Here is a 17,273-nt window from a genome sequence, read left to right on the forward strand (position 1 = left end):
AAATCACTTTGATAATTTCCGCATGATGAATGCTTAATATAGATTAGGTTCTATGAATTGCAGTTATATAAAGGTGTGATCGAAGCAATGATTTTACTTCACAGCCGAATGAGTGGAATGCTTTAAAACGCAAGGAGTGAGTCCGCCTAACTATTTAAACATCTTAATATGAAATATGAAGAAGCTCGTCATGTCAGGCGGGCTTCTTTTTTTAATAAATTTGTAACCTTTTTAAAGGCGGCGGGGTAAAATATGCGTGGATTTGTTCGGTATGCCCAAAAATGCTTCCTTAATTTGTGTGATTTACAGCTTGTCTCTCATTGACTTTATTAAGAAAAATATGATATAATATTATATATTATGGGGTAAATATGCGGACTTTTTGTGCCCATTTGCCCCTTGCGATTTTGCGTGATTGGTGCAGAAAGTCTATGCGGCTTTCTGTGTTTGACATCTGATAAATCCACTGCCTGCGGCGTTTTGCCGTTTGCAGAATTTTCTACAGGAGGTTTATAATGGAACAACAGACTTATGATTTCGGAAGCTACGCCTCTTTCCGTGACACCGTAAATGAACTGATCGACTCGTTGGAGCAGCTCAGGGAATATGCTTCCTCTCTCCAGCTCGATAATACGGCAAAGTCTATCGGCGACGTTATTGCCAAGAATGCGGGCGAGCATTTCGAGGTCGCTATCGTAGGTGAGTTCAAGCGTGGAAAAAGTACGCTCATCAACGCTATTCTCGGTCAGGAGGTGCTTCCTGCCGATGTCCTTCCCGCAACTGCCACTCTCAACAGAGTTACATACAGCAAGGACCCTTATGTTGTGGTGGAATACAAGGACGGCTCTTCCGAAAAGGTAGATATCAACCATCTGGCTGACTATGTTACAAAGCTTTCCTTTGAATCCGAAAAGAAGGCTGAGACTGTCAAGGAAGCCACTGTTTATTACGACACCGATTTCTGCAAGAACCACGTTGATATTATAGACACTCCGGGTCTTAACGATGACGAGCAGATGACCAATGTTACCATGTCTATCCTGCCCGAGATCGACGCTGCGGTTTTCGTTATCAGCGCAAACTCTCCTTTCTCCCAGTTTGAAAAGGAGTTCCTTGAAAATAAGATGCTCACAAGCGATCTGGGAAGGATCATCTTTGCGGTCAACTGCTTCGGGACCTTCTCCAAGGAGGACGAGGACAGAATAGTTGAGACTGTCGAGAAGCGTATCTGCAGCTATGTAATGGATAAGGCAAAGAAGGTCATGGGCGAAAATTCCAAGGAATTTGCCGTTTACAAGCGCAAGATAGGAAAGCCCAAGGTAATCGGCGTTTACGCAAAGAAGGCTCTCATGGCAAAGGAAGCTCACGATGATGCTATGCTGGCAGAAAGTAACTTCCCCAAGTTTGAAAGCGTTCTTGAGACCATGCTCACCAAGGAGAGAGGTTCAATTACTCTCCAGATACTTGCAAACAAGATAATCAGCTCAGGCTCTGAGATCATCAATTCTATAGTTATCCACGAAAACGCTCTTGTTATGGAAACCGACGAATTCATGGAGAAGTATCAGCTTGCCATTGAAGAGATCGAGGAGATACGTACCAAGAAGCGTGAGGAATTTGTACGCATCAACAACGCTGCCAATAAGGTATTCGAGCAGCTGCAGCCTATCCTTGACGAATACTGGGTCAAGATAGAGGAGACTGCTATGCAGGTCATCGATGACTATCAGATGTGCGGTGACGACCTCAAGCGTGAAAAGCTCAAGCTTGTTTATGAAAAGCTTACACAGAAGATAAAGGAAAATATCGAGAACAAGGCACAGCTCATCTGCGAGCAGATCCAGAACGATATCAATGTTGGTCTGTCGGAGGAAGCTGTACGTCTCCAGTCTTTCCAGGACGAATTCTTCGAGTCCTTGAACCGTATCCAGGAAATGTTCTCCGTTCAGGCTAAGCACAACAGGAACGGCGGCGCTGTTGACAGCATCATCGGTTCCGTTATAGGCACAGGCGGCATCGGCGGTCTGTTCATCGGATTCAGAGAGGCAGGCATCAAAGGCGCATTGCTTGGCGGACTTACAGGTCTTACCACATGGCTCGCTACCTCTTTCCTGCTGGTAACTACCGTTGTGGGCGGCGCATTCCTTACCCCTGCGGGTCTGTGCATACTTGCGTTTGCGGGCTTTGCAGGCACATTTACGGGCAAGTTTGCCGTTGATAAGCTGCTGGTTCAGGAACGTATCGATAAGTTCAAGGTAAATGTTAAGGCAAATGTAAAGAAGCAGTTCCATGAAATGCGTATCAATTCCGACTTCACAGAATCTGTGCGTCAGCAGGTATATAACTCTTTTGCGGGACTTAAAAACCAGATCGAGCAGGAGACTGAGATAATCCTGAAGGATACCCAGAAGACCCTCGACAACCTCAATGAAGTCAAGCAGCAGAAGAAAACTATGTCCGACAATGAAAAGATCAGGCTCCAGAGTATCGCCGAAAATGTTGGCGGTATGCTTGCGGAAACCTATAACCTCCACAAGAGTCTTACCGAGATACTGTCGGACGATTATGAGTAATTCGGAGGTTTACTGATGACGGATTCATACAATCCTCTTATGGATATAAACACATCGTTCTGCGATTATCTGGTCGCAAGAACACGTTCCTATCAGGAACACGTTGTCGGCGGAACTCTTGATTATGCCTTTGATGCGGATTTTGCCATGAGGCAGAAGATAGGTGGCTTTTCGGGCTGGTCACGCCTTTACAAGGCTATCATCAGCAGCGATATCCCCAACCGCTTCAAGAGATATTTCCAGAGCAGCGACAGCGCAGGCTCCATGCAGCATGCCAAGGCGTATGAGGCTGCAAAAAAATGCAGCGAGAGGCTCCAGATAAGCCTGCCCGTTGTGCTTGTCCGCAAGGCGGGCGACGTTCCCGAGATAATGTCCATGGCAGGTGACGGCATTGAGCCGTGCATTGTCATGACAAGCGATATTGCCGACAACTGCTCCTATGATGAGCTTTGCTATCTTATCGGCTGCGAGTGCGGAAGGCTCCAGAACAGGCACTCCGCATTCAACTACGCTTTCACATATCCCGGCATCAGCAGGGGAGATGTTTCCGAAAACCCTGCCGATAATGTGAAGAGCAATGTTAGAGAGCTGAACTACAGCCTTAACAAATGGCTGATTCTGGGCGATATCACCGCCGACCGTGCGGGCATAATCTGCCTTGATGACCCAAGCAAGTTCCCGCAGGTATATGCTTCCGTAAGGCGCAGGGGCATTCCCGATTCCTTCGGAGCTGTAAACACGGGCATTGATATTGACGGCATTCTTAAAAGATATGAGACATTCCACGTAACACCTGTCCGCAGCCTTAAAATGGGCAGCGAATGCTCTCACGACGAGCGCAGGATAATTGCGGGAATGGAATTTATCGGATGCGAGATACTGTACATCTGGCGGCCTGACCTTTCTGCGCCTATGACACACGTCGGAAACAAGCAGTCCCTTGAAATTCGCTGCGACATCATAGCCGACGCAGGCAGCAGCCATTCTGCGTAAAGGAGGACGACGGATAACGATGGAAAAAAATTACGACAATGCCGCTGCGGATATTGCGTATGTTCGCAGTGAGCTTTCAAGGCTGGTGAAGGACCCCGAGCTTTCCGCCATTCTCGGTGACGAGGCTGTGGAAAGAATGTCCAAGTGGGACTCTGTCATCGGTCAGAAGATGGATCAGCCGTTTTCGCTGATGGTCATCGGCGACTTCAAGCGAGGAAAGAGCACCATTATCAATGCCATACTGGGCCGCTCCATTGCTCCTGTAAACGTTGCTCCCGAGACCTTTACCATCAACTGCATTTCATACGGTGAGCGCCCTTCGGTGGAGGCAGTGCTCAAAAACGGCAAGCGTGTTACCCTTACCCAGGACGACCTGAGCCGTGACAGGCTTTCGGGTCTGCTGGATTTCTTCCCCGGCGAGCTGGATTATCTTGATGTGCGCAGCGATGCACCTATCCTCAAGGAGATACAGATAGTCGATACCCCGGGTCTCAGCGACCTTGACGACCTTGACAATCAGGTAAAGGACTTCCTTATCAAGGCGGACGCTGTTATTTACGTGGCTTCCGCACTGTCTCCCTTTTCCGAGTCGGAGCAGTATTTCATTGCAAGCCACATCGTTCCCCAGAATTTCAGCAAGGTATTCGTGCTGGTAAATATGATAGACGCCATGAACTCCATGGAGGATATCGAGAAGATAATCGACCGAATCAGCGAAAAGTGCTCCCAGATAATCCCTTACGCCGAGGTTTACGGCATAAGCGGCATCGACGAGTACCGCAGAAAGATTGGTCTTATCCGCCCCGACATCAAGGGCTTTCAGGATTATTACGAAAATCAGTTCCTTAAATTTGAGCTGGCTCTTTCCCGTGAGATAATTGTTCAGAAGGACACTATCCGCACCCAGCGTGTATTCTCCATGCTTAGGCTCATGCTTTCCGACACCCTTAACCGTCTCAACATGATAAGCGACATGGTCAAGATGGACAGGCAGAAGCTTGATGAGCTTTCCGTTGACTTTGAGCACGAGTGCACCACACTTGCCGCCGCTCTGGAAAGCCAGAAGCCCAAGATAATCCTTTCCATCACCGAGATGATGCAGGAAGCGGAGCACTGGATGTACGAGTTCTTCACAAAGCTCAGAGAGGATATTCTTGCCTGCCGTACCACTGCCAACGACGAGGACGTGGAGAGACATTTCTACTCCTACCTTATGGATAAGGTGGGCGAGGCTTACAGAAAGTGCCTGGAGATCCATCAGTCACGCCTTAACGACATCATTGACGATATGGCGGCTGAGCTTTCGAGAAAGCTTGGCATAGCAAACCTTGCAGGCGCAAGAATATCGTGCAGCGAGACAGTAAACGTAAACACTTTCGTTGCGGACAAGGTAAAGGCTGCGGCTTCTCAGGGTGCTGACCGTGAGATGGGATTCCCCTCCACCACAATGCCCTTTTTCAGGAATATCCTTAAAAAGAAGCGCCAGTCCGAGATCATTGATTCCGCTCTTGAAAATTACGATGATATCAGAAACAACACCATCAAGGATTTGAAGGACTGCTACAGCAATCTTGAAAAGTTTGCCATGTCCCAGCTGGACGACATTTACCGCACTCAGGTAGATGTGGGCAGGGAGACTGTTAATCAGGCTATGGAAATGGCACGCACCAGCAGCGATGCCGAAAAGATAGTCAAGAACCTTGAAAAGGCTTCCGAAATAGTTATCGGAGCGGTAAGCGTTCTGAAAAAATACGACTAAAAATAGAGCGGTCTGATGAGGCGATTTCATCAGACCGCTTTGTTTAATGCTGTATAAAAAAATGCAGACCTTTTGAAAAGATCTGCACTTAATGGCGTCCCCGACGGGATTCGAACCCATGGCCTTTCGCTTAGGAGTATGGCTTACCATGTGATACACGGTTCGGATGTAACTTCCAATATCATCCCTTACGCAGAATGACTTGTAGTAAACGAACTTTATGGTGCAAAACACCTATTCTGACGCAGTTTTATGTGTCCGTTGGGTGGTCCTATTAGCAAATTCTTAGCAAGAGGACACCCAGCCAAAGCCGATTGCTACTGCCATTCTCCACTCCCTTAGTCAAAATGACAAGGCAAATACATGGAGGTTACTATGGACAAGAAAGAGAAAAAGTCACTGCCGGAACCGCGCACATATACCGTGGAACAGATTGCGGCCATGCTCAACATCGGTCGCACAACCGCATATCAGCTCGTCAAGCAGGAGGAGTTCAGGATCGTCCGCATAGGCAATGCGATCCGCGTTTCCAAGAAATCTTTTGACGAGTGGCTGGAAAGTTTAGAATTGTGAATATCGCAAGAAACGCCGTAGGCTCAAAAAACCTATGGCGTTTTTTTATACCCATTTTTGAAGGAGGCTGGCAATGAAACTGACAGAAGCAGAAATGAGGATGGTGTTTCAGATTGAAAGTACCAATCAGAACGCCGCCCTGAATGAGATTTACATGACATGGCGCTATGCGCCGAACCCGGCAACGAAAGAAACGGCGGAAGGCCTTCTGGACAAGCTCCGCCCACTGTCGGATCAGGAGTGCATGGATTTGATTCGCAAGGTGCAGGCCGAATACCGTCTGCCAGAGAAAGCCCGCACCATCGGAGAAATGCTGGCAGAAGCCAGGCAGCGATCCGGGGCGCAGAAGTTATCTGGCCATGACATTATGGCTTTAGAGCGTTTCGACCCGGCGACCAGACACATGATTGTCTTTGATGTTCTTACCCATGACTCGCCTGTTGGCTGGAAGGGTGAGAAAATGCGCCTGTTCCTGACTGACGCCGGATACAGCAAGGCTTTGGAAAATCAGGAAAAGGGACATATCAAAATCCGTAACCATGCGAAGGTGCTTTCCGGCGATCTCCACTATGACCATAAAGACCGTGAGAGGTAGCCGCCCCAAACTGTATCAAAATCAGCGGAAAATCTTCTGTTTCTTCCTCCGTGGCTTGCGTTCTGAACAGAGCGTGGATGTTTTCCCATGCGGGAGGCTATGGAGGCATACAGACGGGTAAACCGCTCAAAATCAACACTTTTTATTTTCACAGGAAGGAGGTGCGAAGATGGCTGTTTTTCGTATTGAAAAGACCCGTGATTATACGGTCATGTCGAACCATCACTTGAAAGATCGAACGCTGACCCTGAAATCCAAAGGGCTGCTGTCCATGATGTTGTCACTCCCTGATGAGTGGAATTACACCACCAGAGGTCTTGCGGCGATCTGCCGGGAAGGTGTGGACAGCATCGGTGCGGCATTGAAGGAGCTGGAAAACCACGGGTATATCCGGCGCACCCAGCTTCGGGATGAAAAAGGCAAGATCACGGATACCGAGTATGTCATTTACGAAATGCCTCAGTGCGAACCGCCGTCAAGCCCAGGTACGCCTTTACCGGGTACGGCAAAGCCATATACGGAAAACCCGGATATGGGTATCCCGGATACGGCGGAACCGTGTACGGAAAACCCCGCACAATTAAATACTAATCAAACAAAGACTGATTTATCAAGTACGGAGATATCAAATCCTATCCCATCAAATCCCCCTACCCCCGCAGGGGCAAGGATGGGAATGGATCGGATGGGAGCCAGAGAATGTTATCGTGAAGTGATTTTGGACAACATCGAGTACAGCTATCTGGTGCAGGACAGCCATATCGACCGTGAGCAGCTTGACGAAATCGTTGACCTGATCGTGGATACCGTATGTTCTGCCCGCAAAGTCATCCGCATTGCCGGAGATGATTATCCGGCAGAGGTGGTAAAGTCCCGGTTTATGAAGCTGGACAGTTCCCATGTTCAGTATGTCATGGACTGTATGAAGGACAACACCACCTATGTCCGCAATATCAAGAAATACCTTCTGGCGGCGCTGTATAACGCCCCGACCACCATCAACAGCTACTATTCTTCCCTGGTGCAGCACGATATGTACGGGGACGGGCAAAGGGGGCGAGGCTAAATGCAGGAGGAAGTAACGCGGGGCGCCGTAACGCTCATTGTTGACGGAGCCAAGCTAAGCGAGCAAGTCTTTGAAAAGGCCGTCAAAAAGTTCCTGGAGGAAATCCAGAAAAGCCAGAAGCCAAAAATCTACCGCGGCAGGCAGAGCCTTAAACAGCTTGCCAGCCAGAACGCCGGTCTTGCCAATATCGAGATCAGTGACAAGAATATCAAGGCTTTCTCCCGTGTGGCGAAAAAATACCATGTGGATTTTGCCTTGAAGAAGGACACCGCCGCAGAGCAGCCCCGTTACCTGGTCTTTTTCAAAAGCCGGGACGCGGATGCCATCACAGCGGCATTTCAGGAGTTTGCCAGCCGGAAAATGAGCCGTGAGGAAAAGCCCTCCATCCGGGAACGGCTGACCCAGGCGAAGGAACAGGCGGCGGAGAAAGTGGAACACCGCACCATTGACCGGGAGAAAGTAAAGGTCAAAGATCGGAGCGTGCAGAGATGAACATGAAAAAACTGTTTTTGCTGAATTTCCCGTATCTTCTGTTCGTGTATCCCTTCGATAAGCTGGCACAGGCTTTCCGGCTTGCGCCCGGTGCTGACCTTTCCGGCAAGCTGCTCTCCATTGGGGACGGCTTCACGGCAGCCCTTTCCTCCCCGTGGCTCAGTTTCCATCCCACGGACCTGCTGATCGGCATAGCGGGTGCGGTGATCCTTCGCATGGCGGTCTACCTGAAAGGCAAGAACGCTAAGAAGTATCGCCACGGGATCGAGTATGGTTCTGCCCGCTGGAGTGCATAATCTTAACTGTAAACAACACCTTTATAGACGCAGGAGGGATATGCACATGAGCAATTACAATAAAATCACAGCCCTTTATTCCCGCCTATCCGTAGGCGACGAGGACAGGGACGGCGGCGAGAGCAACAGCATACAGAACCAAAAAATCTTTTTGGAGAACTACGCCAAAGGGCAGCACCTAACCAATATCCGGCACTACATTGACGACGACGAAAGCGGCAGGTTTTTTGACCGTTCTGCTTACTCCCGCATGATTGAAGATGTGGAAAGCGGAAAAATCGGCGTGTGTATTATGAAAGACCTTACCCGCTGGGGGCGCGACTATCTCCAAGTCGGCAACGCTATGGAGATTTTCAGACGGAACAATGTGCGCTTTATCGCAGTCAACAACGGCATAGACAGCGAAAACCCCGACACATTAGAGTTTGCCCCCTTTATCAATATCATGTCGGAGTGGTACGCAAAGGACATCAGCAAAAAAGTGAAAACGGGCATTAAGACCAAAGGCATGAGCGGAAAGCCAGTTGCCACCGAAGCCCCTTACGGCTATATCAAAGACCCGGACAACAGGGATTTTTGGATAATCGACGAGGAAGCCGCCGAGGTTGTACGCCTTATTTTCCGTCTGTTTTTGGACGGGAAAAACCGAAACCAAATCACCGTATATCTGACGCAGGAGCAAATCCCAACCCCCACTTTCTACATGAAAGACCGCGGGCGAGGAACTTGTAAAAATAAGACGCTCAACGAGGATAACCGTTACAAGTGGAACAAAGCCACGCTGACCCATATCCTCACGCGGCAGGAGTATTGCGGCGATGTAGTCAATTTCAAGACTACAAAGCATTTCCGAGATAAGAGAAACCACTATGTAGACAGAAGCCAGTGGCACATCACAGAAAATGTGCATGAGCCGATTATCGACCGCACCGACTTTGAAAATGTGCAGCGGATTTTGGAAAACGCACCTGTCAAACGCCCCAACGGGGACGGAGAAATCCACCCTCTGTCCGGCTTGCTTTTCTGTAAAGACTGCGGCGCAAAAATGCACATTCGCATAGATTACAGGAACGGCGGCAAGCGCCATGTTGCCTATTGCAGCGAGTACCACAAGGGAAAAGCCAAAAATCCCAAGTGCAGCTCTCCGCACATCATGGACGCGGATCTGCTTATGCAGACCGTCGCAGATGTGCTGAAAAAAATCGCGGAATACTCTATCAGCAACCGGGCAGAGTTTGAAGCCTTAGTGAAAAAGAGCCTTGCCATGCAGCAGACCGACAAGACAAAGAAACAGCAAAAGCGTATCCCGCAAATCACGACGCGCCTTGAACAGATTGACAAGGTGCTGAATAAACTTTATGAGGACAACGCGCTGGGTACTATCCCACAAGACCGCTATGAGCAGATGTCGCAGAAGTATTCCGAAGAATACTACTCACTGAAAGCCGAGCTTGAACAGCTTAGGGAGCAGCTATCCGCTTTTGAAAACGCGGGAGGACGGGCGCAGAAGTTTGTAAAGCTGATAGACCGTTACGCTGACTTTACCGACCTTACCCCGACTATCCTCAACGAGTTTATCAGTCGGATTGAAGTGCATGAGCGCGACAAGAAAAGGGCAAAACAGGCTATTCAGCATATCGGGATATATTTTAACCATATCGGCAGATTTGAAAATGAACTGACACAGCTTGCAGAGCCGACAGAGCAGGAAATCCGGCAAATGCGTGAGGAAATCGAAGAAGCAAGAAAGGAAAAGAACCGAGCCTACCACCGCAACTATTCAAGAGAATACCGGGCGAGAAATCTTGAAAAGCAACGGGAGTATGACCGTATCAAAGCGCGGGAATATCGAGCGAAGAAAAAGGCGCAGGCTGCCGCCGCACTGTCCGCACCATAAAACAGAATAGCAACATCAGAGAGGGATTTTCCGAACTACGGGAAGTCCCTTTTTTACGCCCGGAGAAAGGAGCAACCTATTGACAGAAAAGAAAGGAACACCCACCCCGCCGACCAAGCCGGACGGAATTATCACGACACAGAGGAACGGGCAGACCATTGTTGCGGAGCTGTTTTTCAATCCCAACGGCACAGAAACATTCTCCGACAAGTTGCTGAAAACGATACTTGCCGACAGTCTGCGTTTTTCTGCGTCTGACGGTCAAGAGCCGGAAAAAACAGAAATCTTGCGATAACAGCCGCCCCGACGATACATTCCCCGTTTGGGCGGTTTTTATCGTCAAAAACGCCGTTTTACCCAAGTCAAGAGTCGAGGAAAACACCCGAAAAATGCCCCTATTGCGTAACAGGGGCGCAGAAAGGAGCTTGCATGAGAACAGGGCTTACCAAACAGGAAAAGACCACTGATATATGGTTTGACGAGAAAGACCTCCTTATCCATATCCGCACCCACAACACCAACCTCAAAAAGCGGCTTGCCGCTTATGCCGAGCAGTACCCCGACGAGTGCTGCAAGACTGACACAGACCCCGAAACAGGTTGCATGGAGTTTGATATTGCAAAGGGGCGTTTCTCTTTCCGTCTGACCGCCCCATACAGCGAGGAACGCCGGGAAGCAGCGCGGCGGTACGCCAGAGAGAACAACGCCGCCGACAGGCTAAAATAATGTAGATACAAGCACAGGTATTCAGGTAAATTGAAGAAAAACTTAATAATATGCGACTTTAATTTTGGCTCACGATTATGTATAATATACTTGAAAACAATTTTTGATAGCAAGTAAAGGAGTGAAAAAAATGTTACCAATTTCTGACATTATTATCCGTTCGATTAGCGGGTATGTGTTTATAGTTCCAATTCTCATATTGTATTTTTTATATCTTAGAAAATCGGGAAGAGAGCAAAGCCTTCTTCATATTGCTGCTGTATTTGTGTTTTGCTATTATCTATTTGGAATTTTAACCGTAGCAGGTATTGGCTATACAAGCACAATATCATTTAGTCCAAAGATTTCCCTGATTCCGTTTCTCGGTATGATAACCGGACCAATAGATACTATACTTAATTTAATTTTATTTGTACCTTTAGGAGTTTTCCTGCCATTTCTGTATAAAAAGTATCATCACATAAAGACAGTTGCATTAACTGGCTTTCTATTCTCTTTATCTGTTGAAATTGTTCAGATGTTTGGCTGGGGTTCATCGGATATAAATGACCTTATTATAAATACGGCTGGAGCCTGTTTGGGATATTGGATTTATTATCTGTTATCAAAAGCTTTGCCGAATAATTTTAGAAAAAAACTTCAATCCGAGAATGTTAATGGTACGGTCGAAGTGCTTTTGTTTGTAATTTATATATATATGGTTATGGTTACAGTTCAACCCTGGGTAATCCATGATGTATTGAACATCGGATAAAGTGTTTTTTCAATATTTCAATAAACAGCACACAACATAAATAAAATAACCCACTCACAAGGGCAGCCGAGAAAATCGACTGTCCTTTTTCTATGCCTATGAGCAGAAAGGAGCAACCAACCATGACAAAACCAAAAGAGAAAACCCGCGAGGAACTGCAAGTCGAGATTGAGGACGGAAAGAAGAAAATCCGGCAGTTTGAGAACCGGGAAAAGATGTTGCGTCAGAAGTTATCCAAAGAGGAACGCAGAACGCGCAGCCACCGCCTTATCGTTCGGGGCGCAGTCTTTGAAAGCATTGTGCCGGAAGCAAAGAACATGAGCGACGAGGAAGCCGCAGCACTTCTTAGGCTTGCATTGACGAGTGAGCCGGTACGGAAATATCTGAAAAAACGAGCCGAAAGCGGAAACGCTGAATAAATCCCTTAGACACTAAGGGCGCACTTATACACCCTAACGGGCGTGTGCGCTCTGCCGAGGGCTTTATCTTCGCACAGGGATTTTACTCCGCGCTACGATTGGCGGCTTTGCCGCAGACAGGGGACGCTACACTTCCCCTGCGACAGCTTGCGCTGTCTACCCTTTTGTGTACTTGCGGAAACCGAACACCTTGCTACGCAAGCTATTCATTTTCCACAAGTTTTATATCCGCTATACTGGAGGTGATACCCATAGCCATTTACCATTGTAACATCAGCATAGTCAGCCGGGGCAAAGGTAAATCAGCCGTTGCCGCAGCCGCCTACCGAAGCGGCGAAAAGCTGACAAACGAGTGGGACGGAATGACCCACGACTACACCCGCAAAGGCGGCGTTGTCCATACCGAAATCATGCTGCCGCCCCATGCCCCGCCCTCTTTCTCTGACCGTTCTACACTATGGAACAGCGTGGAGCTTTATGAGAAAGCCGGGAACGCCCAGCTTGCGCGTGAGATTGACGCAGCACTCCCCATAGAATTATCACGAGAGGAACAGATACGGCTTGTCCGGGAATACTGTTCCTCTCAATTTGTTTCCAAAGGAATGTGCGTGGATTTTGCTATCCATGACACCGACAGCGGCAACCCCCATTGTCATATCATGCTAACTATGCGACCACTTGACGAGCGCGGCGCATGGGCGGCGAAATCTAAAAAGGAATATGACCTTGACGAGAACGGCGAGCGCATACGCTTGCCAAGCGGCAGATACAACACCCACAAAGTTGACCTCACAGGTTGGAACGACAAAGGCAACGCCCTCTTGTGGCGTAAGGCGTGGGCTGATATTTCAAACAGCTATCTTGAACGCGCCGGAAGCACAGAGCGTATCGACCACCGCAGCAACGCCGAGAGAGGAATTGACGAGATACCTACTGTCCACATGGGCGTAGCCGCCTGCCAAATGGAGAAGAAAGGCATAGCCACCGAGAAAGGCGAACTGAACCGGACTATCCGAAAATCAAATAGACTGATAAAGGAAATCCGGGCGCAGATCGGCAACCTCAAAGAATGGATTGCCGGACTGCTTGCGGCGTGGGAAACCGCCCCAAGAAAACTACAGCCGCCGAAGTCCCCGAACCTTGCAAATCTTTTGATGAAGTATTTGAGCGTTCAGAGGGAAAAGAGCCGGAAGTATTCGCAGAACTGGCAGCACCAACACGCAGCCGACGAACTGAAAACCATATCACAGGCAGCGAATTATCTTGCGGAGCATGGTATCTCCACTCTTGACGAGTTGGACGCTTCTCTTTCATCTGTCAGTGATGAAGCCTTTTCTATCCGGGAGGGAATGAAAACCGCCGAGCAGCGCATGAAAGAGCTGCAAAAGCTGATAGAGAACGGCGAGAATTATTTGCAGTATAAGCCCATTCATGCCGAACTGAAAAAGCTGAAAAATGGCTGGACGAACAAACGAGATAAGTATGAGGAAGCCCACCGCGCCGAGCTGACTCTATGGAACGCAGCAAGCCGCTATCTCCATGCAAATCTGACGGATACAAAGACGCTGCCTATCTCCGAATGGAAACAGGAATACGCTGACCTCAAAGCGCAGAGAGATACCGACTACACCAAACTGAAAGCTGCCCGCGCCGAAGTTGCCGAGCTTCAGAAAATACGCAAATGTGTGGATATTGCGCTGAAAGCCGAGCAGCCGGAGCAGACACAGAACCGCACCAAGCGGCAGGAACAGGAGAGATAAAGAAAAGGACGGGCAAGCTATTTTGCCTGTCCGTCCTAAATGTTTTCTGATAAAATGGACGCTATTGATACCTAATATTAAAACCAACTTGCTCTTTCGTCCCTAAATTCGGGCTGGTCACTATGCTCATAAGGATTATAATTATTCAAATTGCAACCAAACTCTTTCAATGATTTTATTTTATTATCCTTTGTCCATTCAACCAGCGAAATTCCATCAAATTCCTCTATGCTCCCATTGTTCATTTCATTTTTGAAATACCACTCCACAATCGTCTGATTTCCTTTGTGGAAAAATTGTTTGATTTCCCAAGCAACGACTTTGCCACGAGTATTCCATTCCTGAAACCAGTGTTTTACGATTTGACGGTTATTATATTTTGGACTCCAACTTTCAGTATAAATTACATCTTCTGCAAAAATATCATCAATACCTAAATCCTGTTTTGTAAGCCACATTTCAAACCATAAGTGAATAATTTTTTCTCTTTCATTCACAATCCAGCACCTCACTAACTTCCGATTTTTCGGTTTCATTCTACATCAAAACTATGAACAATTCAACCACAGAAAGAGAGGTATCAACTATGTATTACACCCAAGAACAAATAGACCGCGCCAACCAAGCCAACCTTGTTTCTTTTCTGCAAGGACAGGGCGAGCAGCTTACCCGCGCCGGACAGGAATACCGTTGGAAACGGCATGACAGCTTGACTATCCGGGGAAACAAATGGTACAGGCACAGCCAAAGCAAAGGCGGCGCACCCATTGATTTTGTCATGGAGTTTTTCGGAAAGAGCTTTACCGAAGCCGTAGAACTGCTGACGGGAGAAAAAGGCGCAGCACCGCCGCCGGACAGACCAAGCCCCGCGTCCTTTTCTGACTTCCGATTGCCGCCCCGCAATCCCGACAACCGCATAGCGAGGAACTACCTCACAGCCGTCCGCCGCATTGATGAAGATGTGTCGGGCTTTTTCTTTTCCACCGGGGATATTTACGAGGAAGCCGCCCACCATAACGCCGTATTCGTAGGGCGGGACGAGGACGGAGTACCACGCTACGCCCACCAGCGCGGCACAGCCAGGAACTTCCGGCTTGATGTGAAAGGCAGCGACAAAGCCTTTAACTTCTGCTATCGGGGCGAGGGCGAAAGATTGTTTGTCTTTGAAGCCCCTATTGACCTGTTATCTTTTCTCTGTCTGTTCAAAAAGGACTGGCAGAAGCAAAGCTATCTTGCGCTGGGTGGCGTGGGAGATAAAGCCCTTATGCGCTTTCTCTCTGACCGCCCGAACATCAAGACCGTATATTTCTGCCTTGACAGCGACCAAGCCGGAAACGACGCTTGCAGCCGCCTTGTGGAGCTTATGCCGGAGGGCTTGACCGTCCACCGCCTTATTCCTCTTTTCAAAGACTGGAACGAGGTGCAGACGCGCCGGAATGAAATCACAGACGGGAAATATCTGCGGGAAGCTGTCTATGGCTTGAAAGAGCCGCCACAGGAAGAAACCGTTGAGATTATCCGCATGAGCGAGGTTGACACACAGACCGTTGAATGGCTATGGAAACCGTATATCCCCTTTGGGAAAGTAACCATAGTACAGGGCAACCCCGGCGAGGGAAAGACCACCTTTGCGTTGCGCCTTGCCGCTGCCTGTACCACTGGCGGAGCGCTTCCGGGCATGAAGCCCATGCAGCCGTTTCAAGTGATTTATCAGACCGCCGAGGACGGTTTGGGCGATACCGTCAAGCCCCGCTTGATAGAAGCCGCCGCAGACCTTGACAGGGTGCTTGTGATTGATGAAGCAAAACGGGAGCTTACCCTGTCCGACGAGCGCATAGAGAAAGCAATCATACAGAACGGGGCGCGTCTGATTATCCTTGACCCCATACAGGCGTATATGGGCGACAAAGCCGACATGAACAAGGCAAACGAGGTGCGCCCCATTTTTCGCCGCCTTGCCGAAGTTGCGGAGCGTACCGGGTGCGCTGTTATCCTTATCGGACACCTCAACAAAGCTGCCGGAGGACAGAGCGCATACAGGGGCTTAGGTTCTATCGACTTTAGAGCCGCAGCAAGGAGCGTCCTTTTAATCGGGCGCGTGAAGCGTGAGCCGAATGTGCGTGTTATCATTCACGACAAATCTTCCCTTGCGCCGGAGGGAAAGCCCGTTGCCTTTTGCCTTGACCCGGAAACAGGCTTTGAGTGGATAGGCGAATATGATATAACCGCCGACGAGTTGCTGTCCGGCGCGGGCGGCAATAACGCCACCAAAACCGAACAGGCTGAAAAGCTGATACTTGAGCTACTGGCAAACGGAAAAGAGCTTGCCAGCGAGGACATAGAGAAAGCCGCAGTCGACGCGGGGATTTCTGCCCGTACTGTCCGGGCGGCAAAGAAAAACCTTGACGGGCGCATTACCTCAAAGCGTATCGGCGCAGCATGGTATCATGCCCTAAAAAAGTGAACTGGCAAAATCCAAGTGGCAAAATCCAGATACCTTGCCACTTTGCCACTTCGCCACTTCAACCATAATCCCACAGCCTCATGTATGACCGCGTGGGGCTTTATCGTGGAAAAAAGAGCCTATGTTGCGTCAATAACTCAAAAAGGCACTTGACAAAACGCTTCATGGGGTACGGCGGCAGATATCGCTCCCTACATGGACAAGGACTTTTTCCAGAACATCCCCATGACGCAGACGGAACGGATCACGATGGCAAGCCGTCCAAAGCAGCCGAAGTATGCCAGAAATAAAAACATTCTGGTGATCGGCGGTTCCGGCAGCGGCAAGACGCGGTTCTTCTGTAAGCCGTCGCTGCTGCAAGCTCATTCGTCCTATGTCTGCACTGATCCGAAAGGAACCTTGCTGCCGGAGATCGGCGCTTTCCTGGAACGGAAGAAATACCGTATCAAGTGCCTCAACCTGATAAACTTCCGAAAATCCATGAAATACAATCCGCTGGCTTATATCCGATCAGAGAAAGATATCTTAAAGCTGGTGAACGCCCTGATTATGAACACGAAGGGCGAAGGCGAAAAATCTTCGGAAGATTTCTGGGTCAAAGCGGAACGCCTCTATTATTCCGCGCTGATCGGCTACATCTGGTACGAGGCCACGGAGGAAGAAAAGAACTTCATCACACTTCTGGACCTTATCAATGCCAGTGAAGCCAGAGAAGATGACGAGACTTATCAAAGCCCGGTGGACCTGCTCTTTTCTCAGTTGGCGGAACGGGAGCCGGACCACTTCGCCGTCAAGCAGTACCGCAAATTCAAGATGGCGGCAGGTGTTGTATGCTCTAAAAGACTTCTTAATCAAGCGGTTGGGAAGTCTCTTAGAACACACAACCTAAAACCGAAGAAAGGAGCG

The 17,273-nt window shown here is 48.8% G+C and carries 15 protein-coding genes and 2 pseudogenes; 16 read left to right on the forward strand and 1 reads right to left on the reverse strand.

Annotated elements, in window-relative coordinates:
• The first annotated feature begins 515 nt into the window (after nucleotides 1-515).
• The 14 genes and pseudogenes from OCV68_RS09190 to mobQ all read left to right on the forward strand — a co-directional run bounded on the left by OCV68_RS09190 (nucleotide 516) and on the right by mobQ (nucleotide 13,903).
• Complete coding sequence (locus tag OCV68_RS09190) at nucleotides 516-2,573, forward strand: dynamin family protein (protein WP_022473855.1); 2,058 nt, start codon at nucleotides 516-518, stop codon at nucleotides 2,571-2,573.
• Between the two features lie 15 nt (nucleotides 2,574-2,588).
• Entirely contained in the window at nucleotides 2,589-3,566 is a 978-nt protein-coding gene (locus tag OCV68_RS09195; RefSeq protein ID WP_022473854.1) for a M48 family metalloprotease, read from the forward strand.
• 19 nt (nucleotides 3,567-3,585) lie between these two features.
• Nucleotides 3,586-5,325, forward strand: a complete 1,740-nt coding sequence (locus OCV68_RS09200) for a dynamin family protein (protein ID WP_022473853.1) — start codon at nucleotides 3,586-3,588, stop codon at nucleotides 5,323-5,325.
• A 375-nt stretch (nucleotides 5,326-5,700) separates the two neighbouring features.
• Nucleotides 5,701-5,898, forward strand: a complete 198-nt coding sequence (locus OCV68_RS09205; protein WP_114000934.1) for a helix-turn-helix domain-containing protein — start codon at nucleotides 5,701-5,703, stop codon at nucleotides 5,896-5,898.
• Nucleotides 5,899-6,178: 280 nt separating this feature from the next.
• Nucleotides 6,179-6,493, forward strand: coding sequence for a DUF5720 family protein (locus OCV68_RS14790; RefSeq protein ID WP_330410171.1), 315 nt, complete (start codon nucleotides 6,179-6,181; stop codon nucleotides 6,491-6,493).
• A gap of 169 nt (nucleotides 6,494-6,662) precedes the next feature.
• The gene (locus OCV68_RS09215; protein ID WP_071143490.1) at nucleotides 6,663-7,559 is read left to right on the forward strand and encodes a DUF6017 domain-containing protein; all 897 of its coding nucleotides are present in this window, start codon (nucleotides 6,663-6,665) and stop codon (nucleotides 7,557-7,559) included.
• Entirely contained in the window at nucleotides 7,560-8,051 is a 492-nt protein-coding gene (locus OCV68_RS09220) for a PcfB family protein (protein ID WP_114000936.1), read from the forward strand.
• Nucleotides 8,048-8,338 (forward strand): annotated as a pseudogene (locus OCV68_RS09225) (conjugal transfer protein TraG); the annotation flags it as partial. The gene OCV68_RS09220 and the pseudogene OCV68_RS09225, both read left to right, overlap by 4 nt.
• Before the next feature lie 55 nt (nucleotides 8,339-8,393).
• The gene (locus OCV68_RS09230) at nucleotides 8,394-10,244 is read left to right on the forward strand and encodes a recombinase family protein (RefSeq protein WP_199855204.1); all 1,851 of its coding nucleotides are present in this window, start codon (nucleotides 8,394-8,396) and stop codon (nucleotides 10,242-10,244) included.
• A 79-nt stretch (nucleotides 10,245-10,323) separates the two neighbouring features.
• Nucleotides 10,324-10,539: a transposon-encoded TnpW family protein gene (locus tag OCV68_RS09235; RefSeq protein ID WP_107632102.1), complete on the forward strand. Its 216-nt coding sequence runs from the start codon at nucleotides 10,324-10,326 to the stop codon at nucleotides 10,537-10,539.
• A 134-nt stretch (nucleotides 10,540-10,673) separates the two neighbouring features.
• Nucleotides 10,674-10,970 carry a hypothetical protein gene (locus tag OCV68_RS09240; protein WP_107632103.1) on the forward strand — a complete coding sequence of 99 codons (297 nt, stop codon included), beginning with the start codon at nucleotides 10,674-10,676 and terminating at the stop codon, nucleotides 10,968-10,970.
• Between the two features lie 130 nt (nucleotides 10,971-11,100).
• Nucleotides 11,101-11,724, forward strand: a complete 624-nt coding sequence (locus OCV68_RS09245) for a VanZ family protein (protein ID WP_006861283.1) — start codon at nucleotides 11,101-11,103, stop codon at nucleotides 11,722-11,724.
• Between the two features lie 122 nt (nucleotides 11,725-11,846).
• Nucleotides 11,847-12,143 carry a DUF3847 domain-containing protein gene (locus OCV68_RS09250; RefSeq protein ID WP_107630379.1) on the forward strand — a complete coding sequence of 99 codons (297 nt, stop codon included), beginning with the start codon at nucleotides 11,847-11,849 and terminating at the stop codon, nucleotides 12,141-12,143.
• 242 nt (nucleotides 12,144-12,385) lie between these two features.
• Nucleotides 12,386-13,903 carry a MobQ family relaxase gene (gene mobQ, locus OCV68_RS09255; protein ID WP_262572148.1) on the forward strand — a complete coding sequence of 506 codons (1,518 nt, stop codon included), beginning with the start codon at nucleotides 12,386-12,388 and terminating at the stop codon, nucleotides 13,901-13,903.
• Nucleotides 13,904-13,980: 77 nt separating this feature from the next.
• On the opposite strand, the gene OCV68_RS09260 is transcribed toward mobQ, so the two are convergent.
• The gene (locus OCV68_RS09260; RefSeq protein WP_107630382.1) at nucleotides 13,981-14,400 is read right to left on the reverse strand and encodes a nuclear transport factor 2 family protein; all 420 of its coding nucleotides are present in this window, start codon (nucleotides 14,398-14,400) and stop codon (nucleotides 13,981-13,983) included.
• 89 nt (nucleotides 14,401-14,489) lie between these two features.
• Between OCV68_RS09260 and OCV68_RS09265 the strand changes: the two genes are divergently transcribed.
• Together OCV68_RS09265 and OCV68_RS09270 are read left to right on the forward strand one after the other, a co-directional pair.
• Entirely contained in the window at nucleotides 14,490-16,367 is a 1,878-nt protein-coding gene (locus OCV68_RS09265) for an AAA family ATPase (protein ID WP_133143588.1), read from the forward strand.
• Nucleotides 16,368-16,523: 156 nt separating this feature from the next.
• Nucleotides 16,524-17,273, forward strand: a pseudogene (locus OCV68_RS09270) (type IV secretory system conjugative DNA transfer family protein); the annotation flags it as partial.

It is taken from the genome of Huintestinicola butyrica, from assembly GCF_025567215.1.
Taxonomy (GTDB): domain Bacteria; phylum Bacillota; class Clostridia; order Oscillospirales; family Ruminococcaceae; genus Huintestinicola; species Huintestinicola butyrica.

Bases quoted from the DNA above. Each gene is read 5' to 3' on its own strand.
- OCV68_RS09200 (WP_022473853.1), top strand. From the start codon at position 3,586: ATGGAAAAAAATTACGACAATGCCGCTGCGGATATTGCGTATGTTCGC.
- OCV68_RS09190 (WP_022473855.1), top strand. From the start codon at position 516: ATGGAACAACAGACTTATGATTTCGGAAGCTACGCCTCTTTCCGTGAC.
- OCV68_RS09195 (WP_022473854.1), top strand. From the start codon at position 2,589: ATGACGGATTCATACAATCCTCTTATGGATATAAACACATCGTTCTGC.
- OCV68_RS09215 (WP_071143490.1), top strand. From the start codon at position 6,663: ATGGCTGTTTTTCGTATTGAAAAGACCCGTGATTATACGGTCATGTCG.
- OCV68_RS09250 (WP_107630379.1), top strand. From the start codon at position 11,847: ATGACAAAACCAAAAGAGAAAACCCGCGAGGAACTGCAAGTCGAGATT.
- OCV68_RS09230 (WP_199855204.1), top strand. From the start codon at position 8,394: ATGAGCAATTACAATAAAATCACAGCCCTTTATTCCCGCCTATCCGTA.
- OCV68_RS09205 (WP_114000934.1), top strand. From the start codon at position 5,701: ATGGACAAGAAAGAGAAAAAGTCACTGCCGGAACCGCGCACATATACC.
- OCV68_RS09265 (WP_133143588.1), top strand. From the start codon at position 14,490: ATGTATTACACCCAAGAACAAATAGACCGCGCCAACCAAGCCAACCTT.
- OCV68_RS09220 (WP_114000936.1), top strand. From the start codon at position 7,560: ATGCAGGAGGAAGTAACGCGGGGCGCCGTAACGCTCATTGTTGACGGA.
- OCV68_RS09245 (WP_006861283.1), top strand. From the start codon at position 11,101: ATGTTACCAATTTCTGACATTATTATCCGTTCGATTAGCGGGTATGTG.
- OCV68_RS09240 (WP_107632103.1), top strand. From the start codon at position 10,674: ATGAGAACAGGGCTTACCAAACAGGAAAAGACCACTGATATATGGTTT.